This is a genomic window from Dietzia sp. HMSC21D01, assembly GCF_001815995.1.
Taxonomy (GTDB): domain Bacteria; phylum Actinomycetota; class Actinomycetes; order Mycobacteriales; family Mycobacteriaceae; genus Dietzia; species Dietzia cinnamea.
Genome location: NZ_KV824150.1, coordinates 1 through 4,661, shown reverse-complemented (window position 1 = coordinate 4,661; position 4,661 = coordinate 1). Strand labels below are relative to the sequence as shown.

Sequence of the window (4,661 nt, the reverse complement as noted above, 5' to 3'; positions counted from 1 at the left end):
ACGCCGCCGGGCGGGCCGCCGTCGCACGGATCCTCGTCCGCCTGGCAGACCTCGGGCACGTCCGCCTCGAGGCCCCCGGCCCGGGCGCACCCGCTCTCGCGCCATCCACACCCGCTCGGGCGCGGCCCGCCCCCGTCCGCCGGGTCCACATCCTGGGTTCCGGTCAGGTCTCCGAGGTCCTGCGCGGACCACTGTCCGTCAACGGATGCCGGGTGAGCACCGGCCCCACCCCCGGATTGGCGCTCGACGCCGAACGGCCACCCTGGCACCGCCGGGGGCAGCCACCCGACCTCGTGATCCTCACCGGCACCGTCTCCGTGGACCCCGTCATCACGACCGCCCTGGGCCGCGCCGGGCAGACGCACATGCACGTGTACTGCCGCGACGGCCGGGTCGTGGTCGGACCGACCGTCGTGCCGGGACACAGCACCTGCCTGCGGTGCACCGACATGTTCCGTGCCCGCAGGGACCCACGCTGGCCGTTCGTCGCCGCCCAGCTCATAGGACACTCCCCCGACGCCGGCGTGCCCGCCCTCACCGCCGCGGCCGCGCTCGTGCTGGCCGAGGTCTCCGCGACCCGCGATCCGGCCGGCCGGGTACAGACGATCGGCGCCACCGTCGAGATCAACCCGGCCGAAGGACTATGGCGTCGACTCGAATGGCCGGCCGTCGAGGGCTGCGACTGTGGCGCCGCCCCGGGGGCCCGTCCTCTGTCATGATTGGGGCGTGTCCGATCTACCCCGTACCTCGTCCCGCCGCGCAGCGCGCCTCGCGGGACTACCACTGGGCATCGCCGGCCGCGCTGCCGGATCGCTCGGCCGCCGCGCCTTCGGGCGGGGCGAGGGGGATCTGACGGAGGAACTCGCCGACCAGGCCGCCGAGCAGGTCTTCGCCGTCCTCGGAGAGCTCAAGGGCGGCGCCATGAAGGTCGGGCAGGCCCTGAGCGTGTTCGAGGCCGGCATGCCGGACAAGTACGCCGAGCCCTTCCGCGAGGCGCTCACCAAGCTCCAGTCCGAGGCGCCGCCCCTACCCGCCGCCGAGGTGGAACGGGTCCTGGACGCCCAACTCGGGCTGCGGTGGCGAGAGCGGTTCTCGGAGTTCGACGGCGAGGCGGCCGCGGCCGCCTCGATCGGTCAGGTGCATCGCGCCGTCTGGTCCGACGGCCGCGAGGTGGCCGTCAAGGTGCAGTACCCGGGGGCGGACGAGGCCCTGCGCTCGGACCTGCGCCAGCTCCGCAGACTGGCCCCGCTGTTGCGCCCGCTCAATCCGGGGACCGACATCAGGGGGATCATCGACGAGCTGTACGACAGCACGGTGAGCGAACTCGACTACCGCACCGAGGCTGACACCCAGCGGGTCTTCTCCGCCGCCTTCCGAGACGACCGTCAGTTCCACGTCCCCGCGGTGCTGGCCTCCGCGCCGAAGGTGCTGGTGACCGAGTGGGCGGACGGCCGCGCGCTGAGCCGGATCTCCGCCGACGGCAGCCCCGAGGAGCGCGATCTCGCCGGGGAGCTTCTGACCGAGTTCCAGTTCAGCTCCCCCGTGCGGGCGCGATTGATGCACGGCGACCCGCATCCGGGCAACTTCCTGCTGGCCGACGACGGTCGCCTGGTGGTATTGGACTTCGGCGCGGCCATTCCGCTCCCCGAGGGCATACCGACCGTGCTGACCTCGATGATGCGGCATGCACTGGCCGATGACGCAGTTCAGCTCGTGAAGGTGATGACCCGCGCGGGCTACGTGGGGAGGGGCGGGCTGGATCCTGCCGACGCCACGGCGTTCTTGAACCCGTTCATCGAGCCGATGCGCGGGCCGGTGTTCCATTTCGACCGTGCGTGGATGCAGGGCATCATGGCGGTCTACGGGGACGTCTCGGGCCGTGAGTTCCGGACCTCGCGTTCGTTCGCGCTGCCCCGCGAGTACGTGCTGATCCACCGGGTGCTGTCAGCGTCGGTCGGCATACTGTGCCAACTCCAGGCGTCCGCGCCCTACCGGGAGATCGTGCGGCGCTGGATGCCCGAGATCTTCCCCGACGAGGACTGAGGCCGGCCGGCCGTCAGGTCCCGCGGACCAGCTTCAGCACGTCGTCGCCGTACTCGCCGAGTTTGTGCGCGCCGATTCCGCCGATCCGGCCCAGGGCCCTCGTGTCGGCGGGACGGTCGCGGGCGATCTGCGCGAGGGTCTCGTTGGTGAACACCGTGTAGGCGGGCTTGCCGATCCGCTCCGAGGTCTCGCGACGCCACTCGCGTAGCCGCTCGAACAGTTCGGTGTCTATCTCCATCGAGCACTCGGGGCACAGCCCGAGCGCCCGGTGCATCGGCCCGTTGAGCCTCTCCCCGCAGCCGCGGCAGCGCCCCTTGTCGGACGAGTCGGTGGACCGGCGAGCGGCTGCGGGGGCCTGCGCCGGGCGGACGGGATCGAGGAAGCGACTCGGTCGCCGGGTGGCGCGCCCCCCGGCACGGCGACTCCGACTCCACGAGACCGACAGGTGCTCGCGGGCGCGGGTGATGCCCACGTAGAGAAGGCGGCGCTCCTCCTCGATCGCATCGGGTCCGGCGTTGATCGCGTGGCTGATCGGCAGACTGCCCTCGTGCACGCCGATGAGGAACACCGCGTCCCATTCGAGACCCTTGGCGGCGTGGATCGACGCCAGCGTCACCCCCCGCTCGTCCGGCGCGTGCCGGGCGGCAGCGCGTTCCCTCAGGCCGACCACGACCGGGAGCAGTCCCGGGCGGCTCTCGGCGGTAGCGATCTCCTCTGCCAGGCCCACCAGCGCGTTCAGGGAGTTCCACGTCTCGCGGGCCTGGGTGCCGGAGGGTTCCGCGGCGGTGAGGCCGAGTGGTTCGAGCGCCTGCCGGATGACCGCGACGACGTCCCCTGGATCGGTCAACCCGGTGTGGGCGCCCGCCGACGCCTCGTCCGAGCCGTCGACGAGGCGGTCGATCGCCGACATCGCCCGGCGCACGACGGGGCGTTCGAAGAAGCCCTCGCCGCCCTTGAGGCGGTATCCGATGCCCGCCTCGTCCAGAGCTGCCTCGATCCGTTCCGACTGGGCGTTGACCCGGTACAGGACGGCGATCTCCGCGGGATCGGTCCCGCCGTGCACGAGGTCGGCGACGGCCGCCGCGACGGCATCGGCCTCCGAATCCTCGTCCGCGTACTCGGCGAGCACCGGTTCGGGCCCGGGCGGCCGCATACCGCGCAGCGTGAGGCCGGCGGTACGGAACCGGCCGGCTCCGGCGCCGATCACCCCGTTGGCCAGGTCCACGACCTGCGGGGTCGAGCGGTAGTCGGACTCCAGCTTCACGACGGTCGCGCCGGGGTAGCGGTCGGCGAAGCCGAGGAGGAAGTCTGGCTCGGCGCCGGCGAAGGAGTAGATCGTCTGGTTGACGTCACCCACCACCGTGAGGTCGTCACGATTGCCCATCCACGCGGTGAGCAGCCGCTGCTGGGCCGGCGTGACGTCCTGGAACTCGTCCACGACGAAGCAGCGGTACCGGTCCCGGAACTCCTCCGCGATGGCCGGCACCTCCTCCACGAGCTCCGCCATGTGCGACAGGAGATCGTCGAAGTCGAGCATCCGGACCGGACCGGAGACCTTGAGGTCCTCGTACGCCCGGAACGCCCGGGCCACCTCGGGCGCGGGAACCGGTAGGTCCCGTCCCAGAGCGACCGCCTGCTCCGCGTAGCTGTCGGGGGTGAGCAGGCTCGACTTGGCCCACCCGATCTCGGTCAGCACGTCGCGGATCGTCTCGGTCGCGGGATCGAGCCCGGCGCGCCGGACCGCCTGGGCGACCGCACGGAACTGCCCGTCCAACAGCTGCCACGGCTCCTCGCCGTAGACCCGGGGCCAGAAGTAGGACAGGTTGCGCAGGGCAGCCGAGTGGAAGGTCCGCGCCTGGACCGGCCCGGTCCCGGCGTCCGCGACGCCGAGGCTCGCCAGGCGCATGCGCAGCTCCCCCGCGGCGCGGGCGGTGAACGTCACCGCCAGCACCTGGTCCCCGCGGACGTGTCCGGTGGTGACCAGGTGTGCGATGCGTCTGGTGATGGTGCGGGTCTTGCCCGTTCCCGCACCCGCGAGGATGCAGACGGGTCCGCGGGGCGCCAGCACGGCGCGACGCTGCTGCGGGTCCAGGCCCTCCAGAGCCGACTCCGCACCGCCTCGGCGCCCGACTCCCCGTCCGCCGACCTGGCCGCCCATCCGGCCGCCTTCCTGGCCACTCTCCCGGCCGCCGCGCCCCGTCTCACTCACGCCCCCATCGTGGCATCCGGGTCGGACACCGCGCCGGGGGCCTCCCCCCGGGGATGATTCCCACCGGCGTGGGCGTTACACCCCGTCATGAGCGATGTGACGACCAACGACGCCCTGACCCTGTACACCACCTCGTGGTGCCCGTTCTGCACGCGGCTGAAGAAGCTGCTGGACGAGAAGGAGATCGGCTACACGGAGATCGATGTGGACGCCGACGCCGAGGCGGCGGCGTTCGTCGAGAGCGTCAACGGCGGCAACCGGGTCGTGCCCACGGCCCTGTACTCCGACGGCACCACGGCCACCAACCCCCCGGCCTCCCAGGTTCGCGCGAAGCTCGCCGAGCTCGCCGGCGCCTGAGGCGCGATAGGCCCGGCACACGGGGCGCCGCCGGCCCGGGACAGGGCCGACG

The 4,661-nt window shown here is 72.4% G+C and carries 4 protein-coding genes; 3 read left to right on the top strand and 1 reads right to left on the bottom strand.

Going from position 1 to position 4,661, the window contains the following annotated elements:
- Both HMPREF3086_RS16890 and HMPREF3086_RS16885 read left to right on the top strand, forming a co-directional pair.
- The coding region (locus HMPREF3086_RS16890) for a hypothetical protein (protein ID WP_070723082.1) at positions 1-719 on the top strand (719 nt) is incomplete at its 5' end.
- Positions 720-726: 7 nt separating this feature from the next.
- Positions 727-2,043: an ABC1 kinase family protein gene (locus HMPREF3086_RS16885; RefSeq protein ID WP_070723079.1), complete on the top strand. Its 1,317-nt coding sequence runs from the start codon at positions 727-729 to the stop codon at positions 2,041-2,043.
- A 13-nt stretch (positions 2,044-2,056) separates the two neighbouring features.
- Here HMPREF3086_RS16885 and HMPREF3086_RS16880 read toward each other — a convergent pair whose 3' ends face one another.
- A complete protein-coding gene (locus tag HMPREF3086_RS16880) occupies positions 2,057-4,201 on the bottom strand; it encodes an ATP-dependent DNA helicase UvrD2 (RefSeq protein WP_210401895.1) in 2,145 nt (714 codons plus the stop codon).
- Positions 4,202-4,339: 138 nt separating this feature from the next.
- Here HMPREF3086_RS16880 and HMPREF3086_RS16875 point away from each other — a divergent pair, with 138 nt between their 5' ends.
- On the top strand, positions 4,340-4,609 hold the full coding sequence (locus tag HMPREF3086_RS16875; protein WP_043567235.1) for a mycoredoxin: 270 nt from the start codon (positions 4,340-4,342) through the stop codon (positions 4,607-4,609).
- Positions 4,610-4,661 lie beyond the last annotated feature (52 nt).